The following is a 24,170-nucleotide window of genomic DNA, read 5'->3' on the forward strand; positions in this document are numbered from 1 at the left end:
AAATACGGAGCGGTGGGGTGAACCCGCACCGCTCCGTAACATTTTAGAATCTCCTGGCCTTTAGGCAGGAGAGTAGTCAAGGTGAATTATTATTTTTTATGAAGTCGCGAAAAAATTAAGTTGTCAGACAAGCCGAGTAAGTAGTAAGACTATATGTCTTGCTGAAATCTTTTTAAAATATCTACTAGGTTGGCTTGGGATTGCTGCGGTAGTAAATCAATCAAGGGAAGTTCTTTTCTGCCACCACCAATTTTAACTGGAATAGATTGTAAAACTTGTATAACTTCGTCTTCTTCCACAGATTTACTAGCAGTAATTAAGGGATACACTCGCTCTGCGACTATAGTATGTAACTTGGCATTCGATAAGTAAAGATGCCATTTGGCAATATCTATATAAATGTTTTCGCCTATTTCTGCTGCTAGGGCTTCCAGTAACTCTGTAGTGTTAGTCTTAGCCATATAAATAATCCTATATAAAGCGAGGAATCTCATTCTATATATATTATCGCTCAAATATTGAGACTGACTCTACCACCGCGAGTTACAATCGCCCTAGTCTGTCTGGTCAGTCTTCAGGTGGATGTAGGTGGTGTCTCGGAGTAATTGGCGATCGCCGAAATATAAATCAAATGTCCCAATAGCACGACCATCCAACCTACTGTCAACCAAGGAAGCCACTCCCAAGTAATCATATTCAAGTTATGGAAAAACCACAAACCGGAATTACACAGGGCAAATATCGCCACATGAATGGCAAAATTCATCCGGTCATCTAATTTCCGGTAAGCAGGGTCTTTGCGATCAGGTTTACGAGGCCAACGAGGAGGCATAAGTTTTTGTTACAGATATTAACAAAGTGCTTTCTCACTCATTTTATGATTTTTGGGAGTAAGATAGTGTCCACCCCACAAATCTCATCGTTCTAAAATTAAACCATTCGGACAGTACATCAATCTGACTGGCAATAATCTCCTGATTTCCCCCCAGTTTTACTAATCAACCTAATCGATTCAATTTGAATCGACTTTTCCAAGGCTTTCGCCATATCATATAAGGTAAGAGCTGCAACAGAAACGGCGGTTAAGGCTTCCATTTCGACTCCAGTTTCTGCTTTGGTCTTGACTGTTGCTTCAATTTGATAACCAGGTAAGTCTGGACATGGTGTTACCTGTACTTCGATTTTTTGTAATGGTAAAGGATGACATAAGGGAATCAAAGAAGCTGTGTGTTTTGCCGCCATAATCCCAGCTAGTCTCGTGGTTCCTAACACATCCCCTTTTGGAGCATTCCCTGCTTGAATGGCGGCGAAGGTTTCTGGTAGCATTCGGACTCTGGCTGCAGCGACAGCTTGGCGAACGGTGGACGCTTTTCCAGACACATCCACCATCTGAGCCTGACCCTGATTATCTAGATGGCTCAAGTTGTTGGAGAAAATTTCAAAATTTTCTTGCGTCATTTCAAAAAAGTGTGTTAGTATTAGATGTCGGTAAGGGCGTGTAGCTCAGTGGACTAGAGCACGTGGCTACGGACCACGGTGTCGGGGGTTCGAATCCCTCCTCGCCCGTTATTATAGAGACACGAACTTTCGTGTCTCTCTTTGTTTATATGTCTACGTGTCTTTCAATGCATAAACATCTCGACCGCGCCCAAGAGCAAAGCGCACGGAACTAGATAAATCTTTGCCAGAAAAAGTCAAAAAGACGACAACGCCTAAGAAAGTTAAACTAGCGCATAGACCAAACATATCTCTATAGCCAAGATAATCGGCAACATAACCAAGAATTGGACCTGCGATCGCAATCCCTACATCTAAGCCCATCAGACACATAGCAAATACCCGCCCCCGTTCATAAGGGTGGGCTCGATCCACCATCAAAACTGCAATCATGGGAATCAGAGTGCCAGAAGCAATGCCCTCAATAATTCCTGCAAATAAGAAAGCAGCAGCACTGTTTGCTAGCCATAGAACCGAGAGTGACAGTGTGTAAAAAACTAGACTGATAGTAATAAATAAACCACGACCGAAGCGATCGCTCGCCTTTCCAGTGAACAGCCTGACGCCAAAACTAGCAACTGCGGCTGCTGTATAAAACAACCCTGGATTTAAATCCACCCCAGTTGATTTCATGAACAACGGGATAAAAACGTGTAAAGCACCAAAAGCCAAACCAACCAGCAACATGATGATCGCTGGAATTCTCACTCTGGGACTAAACAAAACTTGCCAAAATTGACTATTTTTAGTATTGGCTTGCTGGTTTGTTATCAGTGGTGGATTGACGATTGTCAACAGACCCAAAAACGCCACAAAAGCTAATTCAGCAGTGATCACAAATAAAATTTGGTTACCGACTCCGGCTTGCAAATATCCGCCTAAAGCTGGTCCAATTGCTACTCCCAATGGATTAACCAAGCTCATGTAGCCAATGATTTCACCCCGCTTTTCTAAGGGAGCGATGTCAGCCACCAACGCATTAAAACCAGTGGTAAAAGCAGCCATGCTAATACCATGAAAAGCACGCACTAATATCAGCAGGGGAATTGATTTGACTGACAAGTAACCAAGCGGTGCGATGACAGCCACAAGCGTACCAATGAGCAACACAATTTTACGACCCCGCCAATCCGCCAAGCGTCCTAACAAAGGGCGAAATAACAACAGTCCGATGGCAAAACTACCCATCACAATCCCAGTTTGCAGCTTTGTTGCACCCACAGACTCAACATACAGTGGTAGCGTTGGCAGCAATGAAGCCATGCTGCACCAGAATAACAAACCTGCTGCAAATAAAATCAGCAGGTTGCTTTGCAATTGGATATTGATTGTGCGAGACATATTCACAGCAGATGCTTATTAATTGTGTTTTTGTTTAATCTTTTACCAGCAAATACAATGAAATACAATCATGACTCGTTCTTCAAAAAGTATCAAGTTCAGTCATTTACGAATTGGTTCCCCTGTGTCAAAAAAAGTACTTGAATATTTGCTGTTGGGTTGTGTACGATGCAATCTTTGATTCTGAACTCAAGTATAAGTGTAACATTTATTATTGTCTTGGCGCTGACAAACTTATTTCAGATTTCAGGTATATAGACCACGTTTGAGACAGGGTGTGAGGGTGTGGAGGGCAATATGCCCACCTCACAAACACCAAGAATAACTTGACCAAAACTAGGGTGTAGGGGAGAAAATTAGGAACATTTTTTGTGATCTCCCACTCAATTCTTTGATTTCTTACCCCCCATACCCCCACACCCTTATACCCTTACACCCCTTCTTGTTGACACCTGTGCACCTGACGAAATCTAAAGAGACTGCAGAATCTCTTCATCCAGAGAAAAATCAACTTCTAGTTTATCTCGCCCAGAGACAAGATAATCATTCTCAAAAGAGTCTTTGAGTCCAGAAATCAGGTCATACTCAGGGTGCCAGTTTAATTCTGTTTTCGCTTTATTCACCGAGGCAAAGAAGTGCTGCACCCGCAAAGGAAAAGCTTTGCGCTTACCGAAATCAAATTTTTTCGGTTCGTAATGGACAATTTTGATTTCATCGGGAGATTTGCCAGCCGCAACGATGCAGGCGCGGGCTAAACCATCAAAAGTGACGAAGCGATCGCCAGACACATTGTAAATTTGTCTGAGTGCAACAGGATTGCCCAGAACTTTGGACATTGCTGTTGCTAAGTCTTTGACATGACCGAATTGAGTGAAGTGCAAGCCGTTCCCAGGGATAGGAATGGGACGGTTACGCACAATTCTGTCAAAAAACCAGGCTTCTAAATCGTTATAGTTCAGAGGACCATAAATGTAGGTGGGACGAATTGAGGTGAAGGGCAATCCCTGTTGTGTTAGGTAAGCTTCCGTATCATATTTACCTAAGTGGCGACTTTTGGGATCGATGGTATCCCCTTCTACATGAGGCATTTGGTCTGATTTGAGATAAACTCCAGCAGAACTCATGTACACAAAATGTTCTACGCGGTCTTGAAAAATTTCTGCTAATGGTTGAGTATCAGTAAGTTCTCGTCCGTTATTGTCAAAAATGGCATCAAAATTTACAGATGATAATTTTTCTTTTAACTGGGCAGCATCAGTGCGATCGCCCCATATTTGTCCTACGCCCTCAACTGGTGCAGGACGATTTCCACGATTAAATAGTACAACTGAATGTCCTTGTTCAACCAATAATTTGGTTAAATAAACACCAATGAACCGCGTGCCACCCATAACTAAAATTCGCATACTAGTTCCCGATCTTAAGTTGCTTGATGAAGGGACTATGACCGTTTTACGGAATTCACTCATTCCAAATTCAAAAACCTTGAACATAAGGGCTTTTGATATTTTGTGAAATGGTATGCTTATTTCCGTCGCTTAGTACTAGAGACTGGTAAGTAGGGGTGAGGATTGCAAAAAAAATCCGCGCCCTAAGACTCAATACCTAGTATTTTGTCCCCATATTGAGGTTATCAGTTTGCGGTATTCTGCAGGAACCTCCTAAAAAAGGATTACGTCTTTAGCTAGAAGTGGGGCGTTTCCGATTCCTTTGGGAATACTGTTTGGTGTAAAGCAACCTCTAACTCCCGCCTTGCGTGTTCTCTACCAACTACAGTTAGCTGTGCCCTTGAAATGTGCCCTCGTTCATGAATGGTTAACACCGAAAGCCACTGGTGGTTCAGAACTCGTTGTGCGAGAAATTCTTAACCACGTCGATGCTGATTTATACGCCCTCATCGATTTTGAATCCAGTCACTCGGAAAGTTACTTATACCAGCGGAAGATTGGCACAACGTTTCTTCAACACTTTCCTTTTGCCCGTAATGGTGTACAAAAATATTTGCCCTTGTTGCCACTAGCAATAGAACAGCTAGATTTACGAGCATATGATGTCATTTTATCTTCATCCCACGCTGTAGCGAAAGGAGTTCTAACCACTTCCGAACAGTTACATATTTGCTACTGTCATAGCCCCATGCGCTATGCTTGGGACTTGACTTTCGATTATCTTCAACAGAGCAAGTTGGGAAGTGGTATACCTGGGTGGATGACGCGGTATTTACTGCATCGTCTGCGTCAGTGGGATGTGTTGAGTGCGAATCGTGTTGATTACTTTATTGCTAACTCAAAACACACTGCGAGTCGTATTTGGCGTTGCTATCGAAGAGAAGCAACAGTCATTTACCCGCCAGTGAATATTGAGAGTCTTCCTTTCTTGCCTCAAAAAGAAGATTTTTATCTAACCGTTTCCCGGTTGGTGAGTTACAAACAAGTATCTTTGATAATCAGGGCTTTTAATAAATTGCAACTACCTTTAGTAGTAATTGGAACAGGACCAGAGATGAGAAAAATCCGGAGGATAGCACAATCAAATATACAAATACTCGGGTGGCAACCCGATGATGTGGTAAAAAAATATATGGCTAATGCCAAAGGTTTTGTCTATGCAGCTCATGAAGATTTTGGCATTGCTTTAGTGGAAGCGCAGGCTTGCGGCACTCCGGTGATTGCCTACGGTGCTGGTGGTGCTTTAGAAACCGTGCGAGATCTACGCGAACACGGCGAGCAAGGAACTGGTATCTTTTTTAAAGAGCAAACAGAGGAGGCATTAGTAGACGCAATAGAAAAATTTGAAGTTTATCAAGGAAAATTGAATCCTGAGTATGCGCGAGTGCACGCTGCTCAATTTTCCCCGCAAATGTTTGCACAGCGCTATCTTGACTTTCTAAATAAGTGTATACAAACAAGACCATCACCTGATTGATGGTCTTGTTTTACAGGCTTTTGGAAATTTGACCCCAGAAGCACCTCCTTTTAGCTTTAAGATTGGGACTATGTGTGGTGTGGATTGTTAAGGAGTATGATGACTGCCCAGAGCTCACTCCTCTCCGGGAAGCGATCGCGTAGTAAGCCCGGGACTGGGCGCTGTTTTTCCAGCAGCGTCCGCTCTTCTGAAGGACGGACACAACTAAATGCACCTCGGTTAACGTTGAGCGGGAGATCGCCCTTTAGGGCACTGCGCTCTGCACAACCGCATAGAGCGTCTTTACGCTCAACTGCAACAAATGTGGCTGCCTTATTGCCCTGGAAACGGGCAGATGTTGTTGAGACAAACACTTCAACAACATACAGAGGATCACGGCTTTTCTTCAAACGCGGTCAACAGAAAAAGACACCTAGAGTTCAAACGAAAGGTCTGTCTTTTCAGGTTTTAAACGGAGAGTTTACCAAGCGACTGTTCGATATTTTCTTTTCCCTGTCGGTACTAATTCTGTTCTCCCCTGTGTACTTAATTTTGGCTTTGCTGATTGCTTTAAGTTCAGAAGGTCCAATTTTTTATATACAGGAACGGGTTGGGAAAAATTACAAACCTTTTAATTGTATTAAATTCCGAACAATGGTAACCAATGCCGACGAAATTCTCGTGCAAATGATGGAAACATCTCCTCATATGCGGCAAGAATTTGAGGCAAATTTTAAACTCAAGCACGACCCGCGAATTACGAAAATAGGTCGTTTTTTGCGAATGACTAGCTTGGATGAATTTCCTCAGTTCTGGAATGTTTTAAAAGGAGACATGAGTGTCGTCGGTCCAAGACCTCTAGTTGCAGAAGAGTTACCTAAGTATGGTTGTCACATAGAGCAAATTTTAACTATCCAACCAGGAATTACTGGATTGTGGCAAGTCTCCGGACGTAATGATATTCCCTATCCTCGACGGGTTCAAATAGACTTACATTATGCCAAGTTCAGAAATTTTTGGTTAGATTTGTGGATAATTTTTAAAACCATTGGTGTTGTCATTATGCCCAAAGATAATGGAGCATACTAAACAATTCAAAACCAAAAGTATGGCACTTTGTCTGGGGCACAGGCTAACGCTCTACGTACCAAGCTATCTCCTTTGGAGACGCTATGTGTATGCCTACGATACCTTTTGTGCTGACACTGTCAAAATTGACAAGCTAATGCTCGGAAGCATTGTAGTCGTTTTGTTATTGCAAATTAAATTCGCGACAATGATGTCGTGATGAAAAATTCGTAATTCGTAATTGAAGTTGTCATTATGAATTACGATTTTTTCCTGAGACACTGTTCTATAGGGGCAATTTGACTGTTGAGTTGAGCCTCAATAGCCACTTCACTAAATTTTCTCTTATTTTAAGATAATTTTAAAATAAATCAGTGATATATAAATTTTGTGTAAAGATAACGAAAAATGACAGAATCAGGTAAAACAGTCTGTATAGGGTAAGAGAATCTAGTCGTCAACTAATGTTTCGGCAGATTTACGCATGTGTGGATGCATCTGCAAATTAGAACTTGTAAGTTCCCGGTTGGAAAATTAAGCAAATACCTGTTAGGTTGTACCAGGGTCGCCTGTAGTATTCATCTATTCAGTCACGACAAGGGATAAGAAAGCATGACGCAAAAGAAGCGAGCGTTGATTACTGGTATTACCGGTCAAGATGGTTCATATCTGAGTGAGTTTTTGCTAGAGCAAGGATATGAAGTTCATGGTATAATACGTCGGACATCCACCTTCAACACTGACCGCATAGATCATATCTACGAAGACCCTCACAAAGAGGGAGTGCGGTTATTTCTACACTATGGCGACTTGACAGATGGTACCACATTGCGCCGCATTCTGGAAGAAGTTCAACCAGTAGAAATTTACAATCTGGGTGCTCAATCGCATGTACGGGTAAGCTTTGATTCTCCTGAGTACACAGTGGATTCAGTCGGGATGGGAACGCTGCGTTTGTTAGAAGCAATTCGTGACTACCAGCATCGCACAGGTATCCAAGTTCGGTTCTACCAAGCAGGTTCTTCGGAAATGTTTGGTTTGGTACAAGAAATCCCACAGAAGGAAACCACACCGTTTTATCCCCGTAGTCCTTACGCTTGTGCTAAGGTTTACGCTCATTGGCAAACAGTAAATTACCGTGAATCTTACGATATTTTTGCGTGTAATGGAATACTTTTTAACCATGAATCACCAAGACGAGGTGAAACGTTTGTCACCCGCAAGATTACTATGGCAGTTGCCAGAATTTTTGCTGGCAAACAGAAAAAACTTTACATGGGTAATCTTGATGCCAAGCGAGACTGGGGCTATGCCAAGGATTACGTCAAGGCAATGTGGTTGATGCTTCAGCAGGAGCAGCCTGACGATTACGTCATTGCTACAGGTGAAACTCATACAGTACGAGAGTTTCTCGAACTAGCGTTTGGTTATGTCAACCTTAACTGGGAAGACTATGTGGAGTTTGACAAGCGCTATCTCCGTCCAGCAGAGGTAGACTTGTTAGTTGGTGATTCTACCAAGGCGCAGCAAAAGTTGGGTTGGAAGCTATCGGTAACATTTGAGCAACTGGTAGCTATCATGGTAGAAGCTGACCTTCAAGCATTGGGACTGACTTCACCAAATGGTAAGGTAGCAAAAGTCCTCAAGGATAATGCTATGATTCGGCAAGAATTGGGTGCGCTCCACTTGTGATCTACACCGCGAGGAAAAAAATATGAACGCCTTAGAACTCAAGGACAAAAGGATTCTCGTGACTGGTGGAGCTGGTTTTTTGGGGCGTCAAGTCATAGACCAGCTGTGTAAGGCAGGAGCCACTGAGAATAAAATTACGGTACCGCGATCGCATGACTGCGATTTACGCATCCTAGAAAATTGCCAACGAGCAGTGGATCAACAAGACATTGTTATCCACCTAGCAGCTCACGTCGGCGGTATCGGTCTCAACCGTGAGAAACCTGCTGAATTATTCTATGACAACTTGATAATGGGAACTCAGTTGATTCATGCATCCTATCAAGCCAGAGTAGAAAAATTTGTCTGCGTTGGTACAATCTGCGCTTATCCCAAATTTACCCCAGTCCCATTCAAAGAGGATGACCTGTGGGATGGGTACCCAGAAGAAACCAACGCTCCCTACGGGATAGCAAAAAAAGCTCTTTTAGTCCAACTGCAAGCTTACCGCCAGCAATACGACTTCAATGGTGTTTACCTGCTACCTGTGAATCTGTATGGACCAGAAGATAACTTTGATCCTAGAAGTTCTCACGTCATTCCAGCGTTGATTCGCAAAGTTTATGAAGCACAGATAAAGGGAGAAAAGAAACTCCCAGTTTGGGGTGACGGTAGTCCTACCCGCGAGTTTTTGTATTCAGAAGACGCGGGGCGGGGTATTGTGATGGGGACTCAATTTTACAACGACGCTGAACCCGTTAACTTGGGAACAGGTTATGAAATCTCCATCCGTGACTTAATCAATCTCATCTGTGAATTGATGGAGTTTGACGGCGAAATTGTTTGGGAAACCGACAAACCCAATGGTCAACCGCGTCGCTGTTTAGATACAGAACGAGCTAAAAAAGCCTTTGGTTTTAATGCTGAAGTAGACTTCAAGCAAGGGTTGAAGAACACGATTGAGTGGTGGCGTCAAAACGCTGCTTAATCGTTGTCAAAATACTAATTAATTGTAGGGTGGGCATTGCTCACCTTATTTATTTGTTTTTGGAACTAGGTTTTCAGATGGGAAAAACAGAGTTACGCAAATCGCTGCTCAAAACACGTCAATCTTTATCCGTAACAGACTGGAAACATAAGAGTCAGCTTATCTGCCAAAACCTTTTAAACTCTCCCCAATTTAACCAAGCAAAAACAATACTCGCTTATTTCAGCTTTCGCCAAGAACCAGATCTGAGCCAATTATTTACAGATTCCTCTCATCGTTGGGGTTTCCCTCGCTGTGTTGGTCAGTCGCTTGACTGGCATATTTGGACACATAAAGACACCGTAATAACCGGTATTTATGGTATCACGGAACCTCATCCTGATGCACCAACTATAGCTTCTGCGGACGTTGATTTAATTTTTGTTCCCTGTGTTGCTTGCGACTACCAAGGATATCGCTTGGGTTATGGCGGGGGATATTATGACCGCATGCTGAGTTCTCCGGAATGGATCAACAAGCCAACTATAGGTATTGTGTTTGAATTTGCTTATTTGCCTGAGATCCCCATTGATACTTGGGATAAACCATTGCAAGGTGTATGTACAGAAATAGCTCTTGTTTATCAATAAATTTTTTGCAGAAATTTGATTGCAAAAATCCGAACCGTCTTTTCACCCCTACCCTCTAATCAGTTCGTTTACAATACAAGAGTTCACTTTTGACTTTCAGTGATAGGTTAACCAAAATGCCGATTAACTGGCGTGAACATGTTGTGAGTAGTTCTGATGTACTTCGAGGTAAGCCAAGGATTAAGGGAACGCGCATTCCAGTCAGCCTGATTTTGGGCTATTTGGCTGCTGGTAAGACCGATGATCAGATTCTCCAAGAATTTCCAGATTTACAAAAAGAGCAGATTTTGGCATGTCTCGATTATGCGCGTGATTTGGCAAATTTTGAGACGGTTGCATCGTGAGCTTGACGTTTTTCATGGATCAATGCGTTCCGGCTTCCATTGGGCAGTTTTTGCGGGATAACGGTTATGATGTGTTGATTTTGAAAGACTATATTCCAATCGAGTCTCCTGATGAAATTGTGATTGCCAAAGCACAGGAATTGGATGCAATTTTAGTTTCACTGAATGGAGATTTTGCTGACATTGTCAGGTATCTTCCTGGTAATTATCGGGGTATTATTTCGATCCAACTTCGGAATCATCCTGAAATCATTCCTCTACTGATGCAGAGGTTGGTGGATTATTTGTCTAACCACGGTGATATGGAACATTATCAAGGCAAGTTATTCATTGTTGAAGCAAATAGAATTCGCATACGAGAGTAACGCGATCTGCCGCTATGCTGCAGCGAAGCTATCGCGATCGCCACCTCTTGTCTACTTTCAACCTACGTTGTGAACGATAGCTTCTTCAATGCAGCGCTTGCATGTAGTCTCACTTGAGCATCTTCATCTGCCAACATCTGAGTTAATGGATTTATTGCCTGCTTTTTGCCTAACTGTCCTAAAGAGAGAGCGATCGCACTTTTAATATTGCCAATTTCAACTCCCGGATGGTTTTGTTGCAACATTTCCAGCAAAATTTCTGCTGCTTTGTCAGTTAACGTTGTATCACTAACTCGCCCTAAAACGGTAACAATTTCCTGCCATACCGTGGGGAACTGCAGTTGATAAAGTGCTTGTTGCAAATACTTCAAACCCGATAATGTCCCTACCCAACTTAAAGCGCGGATGGCTTCCAGTTGCAACTGAATTGGTATATTAGGGGACACCAAAACCTGAAATAATTGCTGTGCTGCAGCTTCACCACCCATTCTAGAAAGGGCAGCTACTGCGGCACAACAAACATCTTGATTAATGTCAGAAAGCCTGGGTTGCAATCTTGCTACCAAATTTAGTGCTTCACGTAAGTCAGGACGAAAACCCAAACCAACGACTGCTTCTCGCCTCACTGGGGCAGCAACATCATTCAAAGCATTGATAAGCACTGGTGGGACGCGGTGATCGTGAAAGCTACTCAGTGCTTCAACAGCCACAGCACGGATAGCAACTTGTGAATCTTCCACTACGCTCAACAAAGGTGCGATTGTTTCTTTTTGCCGGATGTAAGAAAGCATTTGAGTTGCTAATAGCCGTGTCTGTTCTTGGGCTAAAAGTTCTGTCAGGGAGGCAATAGCAAGTGAACCCATTTGCCCCAAGGCAGTGGCTGCTATCTTCATAAGTTCATCACTTTCATTAGTTTTTAGCAATTCCACCAGAGGCGGAATGGCATTTGGATTTTTCAAATCCCCCAAAATGCGTGCTGCATAAGCACGCAACTCTTCCTCTGCGTCTTCATCTTTTAATATATCTATCAGGGGAGGGATGACAATATTTCCCAGACTTGTCAGCACTTTGGCAATTTCCCAGCGTTGCTGAAAATCTCCAGTTTCGAGAACCTGAAGTGCTAATTCCAAGAGATGTTCTTGATTTTTCAGTATCTCTGGATGTTCTGAGTCCTGTTGTTGAGTCAACTGTTGTAAGCATTGAATCAGTGATGACCAATTAGCTGCATTGTATGCCGCCTGCGCTTGTACCAGAAGCTGATTGATGTTGTTCACAATCTGCAAATTCCCAAATAGTCATGCCAAATTGATTTTACTTGGCACTTAAGTTCAAGGGCTGCTCAAGATTGCCGTTGACAAGCGCTTTACGTCCCTTGTGTGCTTATTTTTATGCAAAAAATGTATCAATTTGATGTCTTTTCCTCAATATAGAGAAAATTTAGTAACCAAATATACGATCTTGATCGCTTTGCAATATTAAGGTAAAGAGGAACATAAAGGGTGCACAAAGAGATTTTTTTAACAAGTATGTAAACACTAAAAAATACACTTTCTCTACTATATACCTCACAAATCTAGAAAAACAGGATGTTAGAAGCTGAAAAATTGATATTGAGCAACGACTTTTAAAACTTTTCTGGAATTACTAATTTGCAACCGAGTTGAGCTTCATGACAGACTTAGCAACTACCACCACAGCCAGCTTAAACAAGTTTGAGAAATTCAAGGCAGAAAAAGATGGTCTTGCCGTTAAGGCAGAAATAGAAAAGTTTGCCTCTCTTGGCTGGGAGGCGATGGACGAAACTGACCGAGATCATCGGCTCAAGTGGGTGGGTGTATTCTTTCGCCCAGTCACTCCAGGCAAGTTTATGATGCGGATGCGGATACCTAATGGTATTCTCACAAGCGAGCAAATGCGTGTGTTAGCTGAAGTGATTCAACGTTACGGTGATGATGGTAACGCTGACATTACTACCAGACAAAATATCCAACTGCGAGGCATCCGGATTGAAGATTTACCAGAGATCTTTGAGAAACTTCGTGCAGTTGACTTAACCAGTGTGCAGTCAGGGATGGATAACGTCCGCAATATTACAGGCGATCCAGTCGCTGGGTTAGATGCGGATGAGTTGTTTGACACGCGAGAGTTGGTACAACAAATTCAAGACATGGTCACCAACCGAGGTGAAGGCAATTCCGAGTTTAGCAACCTCCCACGGAAATTTAATATTGCGATTACTGGTGGACGGGACAATTCAGTTCACGCCGAAATTAACGATTTAGCTTTCGTTCCCGCTTTTAAGGAAGCACAGGGAGCAAGGGGAGCAGGGGAAGAAATTACTCCCTCATCCCCACTATTTGGCTTCAATGTCCTTGTCGGTGGATTCTTTTCTGCTAAGCGCTGTGAGGCGGCTGTACCCCTGAATGTTTGGGTTCCTCCAGAGGATGTCGTCGCTTTGTGTAGAGCCGTTTTGGAAGTTTTTCGTGATCACGGTTTACGCGCAAATCGGCAAAAAGCCCGCCTGATGTGGTTAATTGACGAATGGGGAATCGAAAAGTTCCGTACAGAAGTTGAACAACGGTTTGGTAAGTCGTTGCTGGGCGCAGCAGCACGGGATGAAATTGATTGGGAAAAACGCGACCACGTTGGGGTATATAAACAAAAACAACCAGGATTGAACTACGTAGGGTTGCACGTTCCGGTCGGTCGGTTGTTTGCCGAGGATATGTTTGAAATAGCACGTCTGGCAGAAGTTTACGGCAGTGGCGAAATCCGTCTCACGGTTGAACAAAACGTCATTATCCCCAATATTGGTGATTCACTGCTGGAAACTTTTTTAACCGAACCGGTACTTGACAAATTTACCATTAACCCCACTTTGCTGACGCGATCGCTCGTTTCTTGCACAGGCGCACAATTTTGCAACTTTGCCCTCATTGAAACCAAAAACCGCGCTTTAGAAACCATAAAGGCGTTGGAAGCAGAGTTAGAACTCACTCGTCCTGTGCGAATTCACTGGACAGGATGCCCAAACTCCTGCGGACAGCCACAAGTCGCAGACATTGGCTTAATGGGAACTAAAGTTCGCAAAAATGGTAAAACTCTGGAAGGGGTTGATATTTACATGGGTGGCAAAGTTGGCAAGGAGGCACAATTAGGAACTTGTATCACTAAAGGTATTCCTTGCGAAGACTTGCTACCAGTCTTGCAAGAACTTCTGATTTCACATTTTGGCGCACGCTTACGAGAACCAGCCGCAGTTTAAAGCTACGCGTCCAATTTGCACATTTATTCCTTATGGTCGTTATTTGTCCTTAGTCACTCAGTGTTATAAATGACCTAAGGAATAAGGACAGGCTTCACCAAAAATTCAGCCACTTGAATGTTTTTCAGGGCAATTGCACCATTGCCCCCAAATTTGTCCATGTAATTTTTCTGTTTTCTATCCAATAAAACCCAATGCTCAAAGGATTGTTTTCACTTAACGGTCGTTATCGCATTCTGCACCAAACTTGGTTTGCCTTCTTTCTGACTTTTGTTTGTTGGTTTAACTTTGCTCCTTTTGCGACAACAATCGGCAAGGAGTTACATCTGGCACCAGAGCAAGTTAAAACTTTGGGCATCTGCAACCTTGCGCTAACAATCCCCGCACGAATCATCATTGGGATGCTTCTAGACCGTTTTGGTCCGAGAATTACCTATTCAATGCTACTGATTTTTGCTGCTGTTCCTTGTTTTGCAACGGCGCTATCGCAGAATTTTGACCATCTCGTCATCAGTCGCCTACTAATGGGAATTGTTGGCAGTGGGTTTGTCGTGGGTATCCGGATGGTGTCGGAATGGTTCCCACCAAAAGAGATTGGAATTGCCCAAGGGATTTATGGCGGTTGGGGTAACTTTGGTGCTTTTGGGGCAGAGTTTGCCCTACCTACAATTGCAGTTGCTGCTAGCTTTCTGAGTGGTGGCGGTTCTAATTGGCGGTTTGCGATCGCCCTAACTGGTGTCATCGCCGCTATCTATGGCGTGATTTATTACAACAGTGTCCAAGACACACCTGCTGGCAAAGTTTATCAAAGACCTAAGAAAAATGGTGCTCTAGAAGTGACCAGTGTTAAAAGCTTCTGGGCAATGATTCTCTCAAATTTCGGTTTGATTTTTGCCTTGGGTTTATTGGCTTGGCGTCTGGAACAAAAGAACATTCACTTTTTGACTCAAAGCCAAATGTATCTGGCTTGGCTACTGTTAGCAGGATTATTTGCTTACCAAACATACAAAGCTTGGCAGGTTAACAAAGAACTTCTCACTGGCAACAAAACCTACGCTCCCTCCCAACGCTATCAATTTAGTCAAGTCGCTTTACTCGAATTCACTTACGTGACTAACTTTGGTTCGGAACTTGCTGCTGTTTCCATGCTACCCGCGTTTTTTGAAAAAACCTTTGGTTTAGAGCATGTGGTCGCTGGGATGATTGCTGCTACTTATCCCTTTTTAAACTTAATTTCTCGTCCCAGTGGAGGTTTAATTTCTGATAAGTTTGGCTCCCGTAAATGGACGATGACAATTATCTCTGCTGGCATTGGTGTTGCCTATTTGATGGCACATTATATTAACGGCAGTTGGGCGCTTCCAGTTGCAATTGCAGTCACGATGTTTGCCGCTTATTTCGCTCAAGCTGGCTGCGGTGCAACCTACGGTATTGTACCTCTCATCAAGAAAGAAGCTACAGGACAAATCGCCGGAAATGTGGGAGCTTACGGTAACTTTGGGGGCGTTGTTTATCTGACAATTTTCAGCTTAACTGATGCACCAACGCTGTTTACCACAATGGGTGTAGCTGCTCTGGTCTGCGCTTTTATGTGTGCCTTCTTCCTGAAAGAACCAAAGGGTTCCTTTGCTGCTGCTTATGAAGGTGAAGCACCAGAAACACAAACTTCAGTGAATCACCACAGTTCTGGTATTCTAGCTGAGAAATAAGATGAAAGAATTGATATCTTAGAAAAATCTGGCTTAAGAGTATTTAGAACCGCAGAGAAACGCAGAGAAAATAACTGTGTTTCTCTGTGGTTTTGTTTACCAAAAATCATGTTGTTAAGGAATTTAATAATTTTCCATAATTTGCATAAGAAAACTCTATCAAATAAATCACTATAAAAGAATAATCTGTATCAGTAAGAACATTTTTTCTGTATTGATTCATATTTAATTGAGTAGAAATACTTTTCCGAGATTGTACCGAAAAAAGGTAAACCAAATTAAGCAAACTTGAGTCACTAGAATCTCAGATTTTATCAATCAGTATTCGGAGAATTTTCTAAGTGCTGTCAACTGAATAGAAAAAGTTTGAAAACATAGCATTTTGCTGGAATGTATCTTTTACAAACAAAACATTTAAACAATTTATCAACATGGTGCAATTACCATGACTGAATCTACTAAAACCGTGTGTCCATACTGTGGTGTTGGCTGTGGACTGGAAGTTTCTCCGCCAGCACAATTAGGCAAAGCGACTCATCGAGATAGCCACGGAAATCCGATTTGGCGGGTGCGAGGCGACAAAGCGCACCCTTCTAGTCAGGGTATGATTTGTGTTAAAGGTGCCACAATCGCGGAGTCTTTAGACAAAAACAGACTGCATTACCCAATGGTACGAGATTCCTTAGATCAGGAGTTTCGGCGCGTTAGTTGGGATGAAGCTTTTGATATTATCGTTAATCGCATTCAAACAGTTCGTCTCACCACCGGATCAGAAGCTATATGTATGTATGGTTCTGGTCAGTTTCAAACTGAAGACTACTACACGGCTCAGAAACTCTTAAAAGGGTGTCTGGGGAGCAATAATTTTGATGCTAATTCGCGCTTATGTATGTCCAGTGCTGTGGCTGGGTACATACAAAGCTTTGGTTCGGATGGTCCGCCGTGTTGTTATGAAGATTTGGAGTTAACGGACTGTGCGTTTTTAATTGGGACAAATACGGCTGAATGTCACCCAATTATTTTCAACAGACTAGAAAAATACCGCAAAAAGAACCGCAAAGTCAAAATGATTGTGGTTGATCCCCGTCGCACACCAACTGCAGAAGCCGCTGATCTACATTTAGCTATTCGTCCCGGTACAGATATCGACTTGTTGAATGGTATCGCTCACTTGTTGATGCGCTGGAACTACATAGATACCGGGTTTATTGACGACTGCACCAGCAACTTTCCCGCATATGCTGAGGTGATTCGCCACTATTCTCCAGATGTGGTGGCTCGTCAATGTGGAATCAGTGTTGAAGATTTAGAAACAGCAGCACGCTACTGGGGTCAATCTAATCGGGTGTTGTCCCTGTGGTCGATGGGTGTGAATCAATCCTCGGAAGGGACGGCTAAGGTCAGAACTATCATTAATCTGCACCTGATGACTGGACAAATTGGCAAGCCAGGAGCAGGACCTTTCTCTCTCACAGGTCAGCCAAACGCGATGGGAGGACGAGAAGCAGGAGGTTTATCCCATTTGTTACCTGGTTATCGAACGGTGAAAAATGCTCAGCACCGAGCAGAGGTTGAGGAGTTTTGGGGACTCAAGCCAGGACAAATTTCAGCGACTCCTGGTATGACGGCTTGGGACATGATTACTGGGCTGGAAAATGGCAGTGTGGGGTTACTGTGGGTTGCTGCTACTAATCCTGCTGTGAGTATGCCGGATTTGGAGCGAACTAAGAAGGCTTTGTTGCGATCGCCCTTCACCATCTACCAAGACGCTTACTACCCAACAGAAACCGCCGCTTACGCTCACGTCCTGCTTCCAGCTGCACAGTGGAGTGAGAAAACTGGCGTGATGACCAATTCCGAACGCATGGTCACGCTGGGTCCAGCATTCCGCCAACCGCCTGGTGAAGCGAAAGCAGATTGGGAAATTTTTGCAGAAGTTGGTCGTAGGTTAGGTTACCACAAGGAGTTTGCCTTTGCTAACTCGGCTGTTGTCTACGCTGAGTTTGTCAAACTCACAGGCGATCGCCCCTGTGATATGACAGGTATTAGTCACGATCAATTACGCGAAAGTCCAATACAATGGCCCCACCCGGAACAGAGGGGCACACAAGAACTTGAATCTAGACTCTCCCCCTTCGGGTATGCCTGCGGCACGGCTTCGCCGAACGCAGTCGCCTGCGGAGGGAAACCCTCCCGCAGCGCTGTCTCACCTGGTTCCTTGCAAGGGAAGCGTCTCTACACCGACCTCCGCTTCCATACTCCTGATGGACGCGCGCGCTTTGGGGCGTATCACTCGCGAGGCTTGGCAGAACCACCAGACCCGAATTATCCTTTAGTCTTGACAACTGGGCGACTTTATGGTCATTGGCACACCCAAACCCGCACTGGTCGAATTGAAAAAACTCGCCAAATGCATCCTGAACCCTTTATTGAGATTCATCCCCGTGATGCAGCACAGATAGGCATTACAGATAACCAGTTGGTGGAAGTGCGATCGCGTCGGGGAAAAGCGCGGTTCCCAGCAAAAGTCACAAAGGCGATCGCCCCTGGTACAGTGTTTGTCCCCATGCACTGGGGTGCGCTTTGGGCAGATAATGCTGAAGCCAACGCCCTGACTCATCCAGAATCTTGTCCCGACTCACTGCAACCAGAATTAAAAGCCTGTGCAGTTCAGCTAGTGCCGATTAATGTTGATATTGCGTTGCGTAACTTTCAAAAAACACGAGCCGAAACCCTTATAAATTAGGGATTGGAGTGAAGTCTTTCTTCCATTCATAGCGGGTGGCGCACCGTCCGTGAAGTGCTTTGATGAAACACATTTTCAAACCCTCATATTTCAAGGCTTTTAGAAAGTTCCGAAAAATGTGTTTCTTTCATCTTTCACTGGCGCTTGCGAGCGCTAGTTGGGCACTCACATCTTGCAACGGAAAAATGAAATGTTATTTAAGCACTAAGTATTAAGCTTGGAGTGCCTGATTTACTACAAATATCTGCATAATAAAATGTATCTTTATTTCGCAGCTTTTTACTGAAACGTGGTTTACACGTATAGGTGCAAGATATCAATCGATCAATACTATATTATGCATTGAAAGAATCATTATCAACTGTCACTCTGAAAATGGTAAGCTGCTAAAGATATACGACAGTATGTTTGGCTATAAGAACAATTCGTCAATAGTTAATAGTGTTTAAAATTCTTGACTATTGTTTCTTGATGGTCTCCTAGCTTTAGCTATGCAAAAGAAAAAAGTGCCACTTAAACAGAAAGAACAAATCGACAAAACATCATTTTCCCATCCTAGAAATTTCTCTGGGTGGTTTTTATTTTTTCTTTTTGCTGTTGACTTTTTACTTCAAAGGGGGGTGCAGCAGATGCGAAAGCTATTCAAGCGAATTGCAGAAAACACCAATGATCAAAAGTTTATGCACTTCATTGAAAACATACAAGTGCTAGTATCCAAGTTGCTATCTCTTTTTATGGTGGTAGTGATTGTGGCAGCAATTGTTGACCTGGGGTTTTTTCTTTTTAAAGATTTATTTTATACACCTCATGGTCAGTTTAACACAACATTATTTGAAATATTTGGTTTATTCCTCAATATCTTAATTGCTTTAGAAATATTAGAAAATATCACGGGTTATCTGAAAAAACACGTCTTGCAAGTAGAATTAGTTATTGTAACTTCCTTAATTGCTGTCGCTAGAAAAATCATTATTCTTGACTTAAAAAAAGTATCAGGTATTGATATTATCGGTCTAGGAATTGCGGTTCTTGCATTATCTATCAGTTATTTAATAATTCGGTTCAGTCATAGACAAAAGGTTTAAAGCAAAGTAGGATATTATGGTGGTTTTTTTTGAGTTTGAAGCTGATTTTGTTGATTCCCTGCGTTGTATTCCTATGCAGGTGCGCCAAAAACTTGATATTTCTGGCATCAAGTTAAAGTTATCCGATTGGAGTCATTTAACGAAGGATGAGCGTGAAGCTTTGGTTGAATTACCTTGCTCTACAGAATCTGAAATTCAAACATACAAGGAATATCTCCAAAACCTGATTTTACAACGCACTGGCACACCACCGGCTGAGTTACCAATCGAACCACATCCAGCATGGTTAGATGCTAACACTTTACCAACTAACCTTCAGGAGAAAGCAAGAGAATTTGGTGTTACGCTTTCGCCTCAACAGTGGGCAGAATTAACTTCATTACAACGTTTTGCCTTGATTAAACTTAGCCGTCCAGGACATGAAAATCAAAACTTTCCCAAAGCTTTGAAGGAATTTCATTTGCTTTGATGAGTCATTAGTCATTAATCACTCACCTGAGGAACTTTGAAACTTTGAGAATATGTTACATTTTTTGAAATGAGCGTGTTTAGGTAGCGCCTGACACTGCAAAAAATTTTACGATTAATAGGAGCCTCAAATGCTGGAGGTTGATTTTGGGTTGCGCTCCGCCCCATTTAACCTACGACAAATCGAATTCCGTACCCCTTTGACCGTGATGTGTATTAAGACAAGCAAACATAAATTAATATTGACTAATGAACGGCAGGTGCTCATGGGGGAAACCACGCCAGGTGCTTCAACGGGGGGAACCCCCGCAACGCACTGGCTCCCCAAGACCGCACTGCCTCCTAATGACTAAAAAAGAAAATGGCTACTAAAAAAATTTTGATGCTCGTAGGAGACTATGTAGAAGACTACGAGGTGATGGTTCCCTTCCAAGCTTTGCAAATGGTAGGACATACCGTTCATGCAGTTTGTCCAGACAAAAAAGCTGGAGAAAAAGTTAGAACTGCTGTTCACGATTTTGAAGGTGACCAAACTTACAGTGAAAAACCCGGTCACAATTTTACTCTTAATGCTTCATTTGCAGAAGTTAAAGCGGAAAACTATGATGCGTTAATTATTCCCGGAGGACGTGCACCTGAATATATCCGCCTTAATAAAAAGGTGCTATAAATCACCCGCCACTTCGCCCAAGCAAACAAGCCGATTGCTGCTATTTGCCACGGCTTGCAGTTGTTGGCTGCTGCTGATGTCCTGCAAGGCAAAAACTGCACTGCTTACCCTGCTTGTAGCACAGAGGTGTGGCGTGCTGGTGGTACTTACGTGGATGTTCCAGCTGATGAGGTTGTCGTTGATGGTAATTTAGTCACAGCACCAGCTTGGCCTGCTCACCCCCGTTGGTTGGCAGAATTCCTTAAGATACTAGGTACTAAAATTGAACATCTAGAAATGGCTGCTGTTTAGGGGTGTGGTCAACAGGGAATTGAACACGGCGATAGATTCGCTTGCCTTACTTTGCAAAGCGCACGCTACGTGCTTCGGCAGATCGCTCAGTTGTACTGCAATGAGCTATCGTCACAGGTGGTAGTTCCGGGATTGGTCGAGCGACCGCAGTTGCCTTTGCTCAAGCGGGGGCCTCGGTTGTTGTAGCAGCGCGGCGTGCGGGGGAGGGGGAAGAAACCGTTCGTCTCGCCAAAGATGCAGGTAGTGAAGCTCTGCCTACGAAGCCGCTAAAGCAGGAGTCATTGGGTTAACGCGCTCGGCAGCGATAGAATATGCAGGACAGGGAATTCGGATCAATGCTGTTAGTCCAGGGATGATTGCAACGGATATCCTATCCAATGTTCCAGAAGATATGGTTCAACAAGTGAGTAACGCAGTTCCACTTAAAAGACTCGGGGAAGCAGCAGAAATTGCAAATGCAGTTATTTGGTTATGTTCTGATGCTGCGTCCTATATCACAGGGCACAACTTAGTCATTGATGGCGGTTTTACTGTCCGGTAGAAAGCAGCATAATTCTTTTAAAAAAGGGAAGTCAGACAAATAGGCTTTTGATGGTAGCAGAGAATTTAGAGATAGTGCTGGCTGTTAAGGGTTAACTGTCAACAGTCATACTGAACAAGACAATGTTTATTTTGATTTTTTTAATTTCTCATTGATAAGCAGTGACTGAAGCTATAGTGGATTTAGCAATTTTGCTGTTGTGGCTAGGGTTAAGTCCTACTGCCCAATTTTTTTCAGAAATACTTTAGAAACACCCTGCAACTCAATGACAGGTAAAAATGCAAGACAGAATGCAATTCTGCGGCAAGTGTCTGGTATTGGAACTTCTTTTGGATCGGAACCTCGCTACTCGCTGCTTCCCCGTCAAGAGGTAGTCATTGGACGTGATCCCAGCTGCCAAGTTGTGTTAGATGCCATGTTATACCGCATGGTATCTCGTCGCCATGCAGCGGTTCGTCCTCTAGCTTCATCTCCAGATGGGGAATCTAGTTGGTTAATCTGTGATTTAGCTAGTGCCAATGGCACCTACTTGAACGGACAACGGTTGCAGGGTTGTCAGCAATTGATGAACGGAGATAGCATTACTCTGGGTCACGATGGTCCAGAATTTGTTTTTGAGTGTGAACACAACCACCAACAAGCCACTGCGGTCGCCCCACCAGCAGCTACACCGCTTCCCCCAGCAAATAGTTACCCAACACCAACCTCGACGTATTATCAATCTCCCCCAAAACCACCAGATGCGCTTAGCTTCACTCAGCTGTTTCCGATTATTTCTACTGGCAAAGATTTAACTCGTAAAGCTTACTTGATACCGGGAGTTCTCACAGTCGTCTTCGTGGTACTTATGTTTGCCACAGTAGGTCAACCACAAGCCAATCAACTCATAGTCGCAATTTATATAGCCTCTGCTGCTTACTATTTTATTTACCAGTTGTGTGGTAAACCAAAGCCTTGGTGGGTGCTGTGTGCATCGGCATTGACAACGGCAGTGATTTTACGGACTCCCGTTTTGGATTTGTTTATCTTTGTGTTTCGCGGTTTGTTACCTGGTAGTTTGCCCTCAGAACAGGAGTCCATTACTTTAACAGAGTTGCTGGTGCGGATGTTTTTTGGCGCTGGCTTGATGGAGGAATTACTCAAGGCAATACCTATACTATTGGCATTTCTAATTGCTAGGGCAGTCCCGTCACCGTGGCGGGAACGCATCGGTATCGCCGAACCTCTTGATGGTATTCTGCTGGGAACAGCTTCTGCTGTGGGCTTTACCCTGTTGGAAACTTTGGGACAATATGTGCCAACTATTACTCAAAATATCTCAGCACAATCGGGGTTAGAAAGTGGTCAGCTTGTGGGATTGCAACTGCTGATTCCACGAATTCTTGGTTCTGTTGCCGGACACATGGCTTACAGTGGGTATTTCGGGTATTTTATCGGTTTGGCTGTACTCAAACCCTCTAAAAGTTGGCAAATTTTGCTAGTTGGTTATCTGACAGCAGCCGGACTACATGCTTTATGGAATACAACGGGAGTTTTTAACGGTTTGCTGTTGGTGATTGTTGGGGTTTTGTCTTATGCCTTTCTGATGGCAGCTATCCTCAAAGCCCGCGTGCTTTCACCAACGCGATCGCAAAACTTTGCTACTCGTTTTCTTGAACCTAAGTAATGAGTGCAACAAGATGATCACAGAGATCGCGGATGATTGATTTATAGTTAACTCTTCAGTCTACAAGCGGCTACTGTTGCTGCACTCAACTTGCTTTTTCTATCTTTAGATAGATGTGCTTGGCTTGGAACTAACTACAAACATATTAAGTCAGACATTTTGTGTCTCAATGAGAAAAACCCTGCATTCTTAGATAAACAACAAAATTATCGCTTGTAGGCAAAGCAAGTTCTCCTCGCTAGTTGGATCAAAGCAGCAAACAGGGAACAAATCTTAAACTTCTTCTTCAATATTCTTGAGTTCATCAAGCGCATGGCAAGCAACTGCTAAACTCACTTTTGCCTTTTCAATTTCAGATAAGTTTGTCCACTCACGATTGCCTAAGTTATCTACAACTGAGTTTACATTTTTCTGTTCACCGCTTCTCATTGCGTAAGCGAAAGGACGCGCCATAACCAAAAGATCATCTGTTTCCCAATTAGGTAATACAGATTTGACACAACTTACCAGTTGCTCGCCCTTAGATTGTCCTGAATGGAAAATTTCCGCCGCTTTCTGGGCAATTTCCGTGATCCAATCTTGAGGAACACTGGCGGCGAAGCCTGCTTGTAAATTTTTTTGAAGATTCGCCAAGACAGTCGATTTTGTATTACATTTGTAATGCTGGGAATTCAGATTATTGTACCAAAGCGTATCCAAGCTGTTGTAGAAAGCTTGGGAACGTTCTGCCAGTTCTTCATCAAGGACATCGTCTAACTGGAACTGTTGTTCTAGTTGTGCAAAATAGTTTTCTGATTCTTCATCTGCGGGATTCCAAGGATATGTCGCATCTTCGGGTTCAAGCAGTGCTTCTAAAAGCTCGAAATTAACTTGAGACTGTTTGTAAGGAGAAGTTTTTGATCCGTTAATTTTCTTAGCCATT

At 43.2% G+C, this 24,170-nt stretch carries 22 protein-coding genes, 1 tRNA gene and 1 pseudogene; 17 read left to right on the forward strand and 7 right to left on the reverse strand.

Translation table 11 applies throughout. The features are described 5' to 3' along the window. Nucleotides 1–149: 149 nt before the first annotated feature. The 3 genes from DP116_RS06690 to moaC all read right to left on the reverse strand — a co-directional run bounded on the left by DP116_RS06690 (nucleotide 150) and on the right by moaC (nucleotide 1,458). Entirely contained in the window at nucleotides 150–461 is a 312-nt protein-coding gene (locus DP116_RS06690; RefSeq protein ID WP_169154435.1) for a DUF3181 family protein, read from the reverse strand. A 113-nt stretch (nucleotides 462–574) separates the two neighbouring features. Then, nucleotides 575–832 carry a 2TM domain-containing protein gene (locus DP116_RS06695; protein WP_169154436.1) on the reverse strand — a complete coding sequence of 86 codons (258 nt, stop codon included), beginning with the start codon at nucleotides 830–832 and terminating at the stop codon, nucleotides 575–577. Nucleotides 833–951: 119 nt separating this feature from the next. Then, a complete protein-coding gene (moaC, locus tag DP116_RS06700) occupies nucleotides 952–1,458 on the reverse strand; it encodes a cyclic pyranopterin monophosphate synthase MoaC (protein WP_169154437.1) in 507 nt (168 codons plus the stop codon). A 34-nt stretch (nucleotides 1,459–1,492) separates the two neighbouring features. Between moaC and DP116_RS06705 the strand changes: the two genes are divergently transcribed. Further along, a tRNA-Arg gene (locus DP116_RS06705) sits at nucleotides 1,493–1,566 on the forward strand. Between the two features lie 45 nt (nucleotides 1,567–1,611). Here DP116_RS06705 and DP116_RS06710 read toward each other — a convergent pair. Continuing rightward, the gene (locus DP116_RS06710; RefSeq protein WP_169154438.1) at nucleotides 1,612–2,844 is read right to left on the reverse strand and encodes an MFS transporter; all 1,233 of its coding nucleotides are present in this window, start codon (nucleotides 2,842–2,844) and stop codon (nucleotides 1,612–1,614) included. Nucleotides 2,845–3,308: 464 nt separating this feature from the next. After that, nucleotides 3,309–4,244 (reverse strand): NAD-dependent epimerase/dehydratase family protein, encoded by a 936-nt coding sequence (locus tag DP116_RS06715; RefSeq protein WP_169154439.1) that lies wholly within the window; start codon nucleotides 4,242–4,244, stop codon nucleotides 3,309–3,311. A gap of 376 nt (nucleotides 4,245–4,620) precedes the next feature. Between DP116_RS06715 and DP116_RS06720 the strand changes: the two genes are divergently transcribed. The 7 genes from DP116_RS06720 to DP116_RS06750 all read left to right on the forward strand — a co-directional run bounded on the left by DP116_RS06720 (nucleotide 4,621) and on the right by DP116_RS06750 (nucleotide 10,807). After that, nucleotides 4,621–5,763, forward strand: a complete 1,143-nt coding sequence (locus DP116_RS06720) for a glycosyltransferase (RefSeq protein WP_169154456.1) — start codon at nucleotides 4,621–4,623, stop codon at nucleotides 5,761–5,763. A gap of 315 nt (nucleotides 5,764–6,078) precedes the next feature. Beyond that, nucleotides 6,079–6,831, forward strand: a complete 753-nt coding sequence (locus DP116_RS06725) for an undecaprenyl-phosphate galactose phosphotransferase family protein (RefSeq protein WP_169154457.1) — start codon at nucleotides 6,079–6,081, stop codon at nucleotides 6,829–6,831. Between the two features lie 591 nt (nucleotides 6,832–7,422). Then, a complete protein-coding gene (gene gmd, locus DP116_RS06730; protein ID WP_169154440.1) occupies nucleotides 7,423–8,502 on the forward strand; it encodes a GDP-mannose 4,6-dehydratase in 1,080 nt (359 codons plus the stop codon). 22 nt (nucleotides 8,503–8,524) lie between these two features. After that, nucleotides 8,525–9,469, forward strand: a complete 945-nt coding sequence (locus DP116_RS06735) for a GDP-L-fucose synthase family protein (protein ID WP_169154441.1) — start codon at nucleotides 8,525–8,527, stop codon at nucleotides 9,467–9,469. A gap of 77 nt (nucleotides 9,470–9,546) precedes the next feature. Further along, nucleotides 9,547–10,098 carry a 5-formyltetrahydrofolate cyclo-ligase gene (locus DP116_RS06740; protein ID WP_169154442.1) on the forward strand — a complete coding sequence of 184 codons (552 nt, stop codon included), beginning with the start codon at nucleotides 9,547–9,549 and terminating at the stop codon, nucleotides 10,096–10,098. 89 nt (nucleotides 10,099–10,187) lie between these two features. Further along, nucleotides 10,188–10,442, forward strand: a complete 255-nt coding sequence (locus DP116_RS06745) for a DUF433 domain-containing protein (protein WP_211173130.1) — start codon at nucleotides 10,188–10,190, stop codon at nucleotides 10,440–10,442. Nucleotides 10,443–10,456: 14 nt separating this feature from the next. Continuing rightward, a complete protein-coding gene (locus tag DP116_RS06750) occupies nucleotides 10,457–10,807 on the forward strand; it encodes a DUF5615 family PIN-like protein (RefSeq protein ID WP_169154458.1) in 351 nt (116 codons plus the stop codon). A 62-nt stretch (nucleotides 10,808–10,869) separates the two neighbouring features. Here DP116_RS06750 and DP116_RS06755 read toward each other — a convergent pair whose 3' ends face one another. After that, complete coding sequence (locus tag DP116_RS06755) at nucleotides 10,870–12,081, reverse strand: HEAT repeat domain-containing protein (RefSeq protein ID WP_422614248.1); 1,212 nt, start codon at nucleotides 12,079–12,081, stop codon at nucleotides 10,870–10,872. 395 nt (nucleotides 12,082–12,476) lie between these two features. On the opposite strand from DP116_RS06755, the gene DP116_RS06760 reads away from it, so the two are divergent. The 9 genes and pseudogenes from DP116_RS06760 (at nucleotide 12,477) to DP116_RS06795 (ending at nucleotide 23,248) form a co-directional block, all read left to right on the forward strand. Beyond that, complete coding sequence (locus DP116_RS06760; RefSeq protein WP_169154444.1) at nucleotides 12,477–14,072, forward strand: ferredoxin--nitrite reductase; 1,596 nt, start codon at nucleotides 12,477–12,479, stop codon at nucleotides 14,070–14,072. 194 nt (nucleotides 14,073–14,266) lie between these two features. Then, nucleotides 14,267–15,781, forward strand: a complete 1,515-nt coding sequence (locus tag DP116_RS06765) for a NarK family nitrate/nitrite MFS transporter (protein ID WP_169154445.1) — start codon at nucleotides 14,267–14,269, stop codon at nucleotides 15,779–15,781. Nucleotides 15,782–16,226: 445 nt separating this feature from the next. Continuing rightward, nucleotides 16,227–18,527 carry a molybdopterin oxidoreductase family protein gene (locus DP116_RS06770; protein ID WP_169154446.1) on the forward strand — a complete coding sequence of 767 codons (2,301 nt, stop codon included), beginning with the start codon at nucleotides 16,227–16,229 and terminating at the stop codon, nucleotides 18,525–18,527. 629 nt (nucleotides 18,528–19,156) lie between these two features. Continuing rightward, nucleotides 19,157–19,612: a phosphate-starvation-inducible PsiE family protein gene (locus tag DP116_RS06775; protein WP_169154460.1), complete on the forward strand. Its 456-nt coding sequence runs from the start codon at nucleotides 19,157–19,159 to the stop codon at nucleotides 19,610–19,612. Between the two features lie 16 nt (nucleotides 19,613–19,628). After that, the gene (locus DP116_RS06780) at nucleotides 19,629–20,081 is read left to right on the forward strand and encodes a nitrate reductase associated protein (RefSeq protein WP_169154447.1); all 453 of its coding nucleotides are present in this window, start codon (nucleotides 19,629–19,631) and stop codon (nucleotides 20,079–20,081) included. Nucleotides 20,082–20,441: 360 nt separating this feature from the next. Next, a pseudogene (locus tag DP116_RS06785) lies at nucleotides 20,442–21,041 on the forward strand (DJ-1/PfpI family protein). Between the two features lie 131 nt (nucleotides 21,042–21,172). Beyond that, nucleotides 21,173–21,331, forward strand: coding sequence for a hypothetical protein (locus DP116_RS30125; RefSeq protein ID WP_339381637.1), 159 nt, complete (start codon nucleotides 21,173–21,175; stop codon nucleotides 21,329–21,331). Nucleotides 21,332–21,345: 14 nt separating this feature from the next. After that, nucleotides 21,346–21,582 carry an SDR family oxidoreductase gene (locus DP116_RS30130; protein WP_339381638.1) on the forward strand — a complete coding sequence of 79 codons (237 nt, stop codon included), beginning with the start codon at nucleotides 21,346–21,348 and terminating at the stop codon, nucleotides 21,580–21,582. A gap of 265 nt (nucleotides 21,583–21,847) precedes the next feature. Then, entirely contained in the window at nucleotides 21,848–23,248 is a 1,401-nt protein-coding gene (locus DP116_RS06795) for a PrsW family glutamic-type intramembrane protease (protein WP_169154448.1), read from the forward strand. A 273-nt stretch (nucleotides 23,249–23,521) separates the two neighbouring features. Here DP116_RS06795 and DP116_RS06800 read toward each other — a convergent pair whose 3' ends face one another. Continuing rightward, nucleotides 23,522–24,169: a hypothetical protein gene (locus tag DP116_RS06800; protein WP_169154449.1), complete on the reverse strand. Its 648-nt coding sequence runs from the start codon at nucleotides 24,167–24,169 to the stop codon at nucleotides 23,522–23,524. Between the last annotated feature and the right edge of the window lies 1 nt (nucleotide 24,170).

The organism is Brasilonema bromeliae SPC951, assembly GCF_012912135.1.
GTDB classification, from domain to species: domain Bacteria; phylum Cyanobacteriota; class Cyanobacteriia; order Cyanobacteriales; family Nostocaceae; genus Brasilonema; species Brasilonema bromeliae.